Source organism: Mesorhizobium sp. M4B.F.Ca.ET.203.01.1.1, from assembly GCF_004791025.1.
GTDB lineage: Bacteria > Pseudomonadota > Alphaproteobacteria > Rhizobiales > Rhizobiaceae > Mesorhizobium > Mesorhizobium abyssinicae.
In genome coordinates, this window is the sequence record NZ_SRUO01000108.1 from 1 (window position 1) to 371 (window position 371).

Consider the following 371-nt stretch of genomic DNA (forward strand, 5'->3'; position numbering starts at 1 on the left):
CAGCCGGAGCACCGGCAACCGCTTCGTTGCCAGCGTCGATGCCAGCAACCCGCGCAATGCGGTCCAGGTAATCGCCGAGCGCAGCGTGCTGCCGTTCTTCGGCCAGAATGCCAGCCTGCCCACGGTAAGCGTGCAGGCGGTGGCTCGCCGCGCAGAGCCCACGGCGGTGTTCGCGGTCGGTTCGCAGCTGCTGCGCACCAATGGCGATTCGGTGCTGCTGTCGACCCTGCGCCTGGTCGGCCTGGACGTCACCAATGCCACCGTGCTGTCCTATGACGGCCTGGCGCAGGCCAACGTCACCCCTTCGGGCCTGTTGAAGGCCCTCAACATCCCGGTGAGCGCCAACCTCAGCGTGGCTGACTTCAACCGCC

1 protein-coding gene is annotated in these 371 nt (G+C 67.7%); it reads left to right on the forward strand.

The window, feature by feature from the left end; translation table 11 throughout:
* A partial coding sequence (locus EN846_RS33855) for a hypothetical protein (protein WP_210236141.1) occupies window positions 1-371 on the forward strand: 371 nt, incomplete at both ends.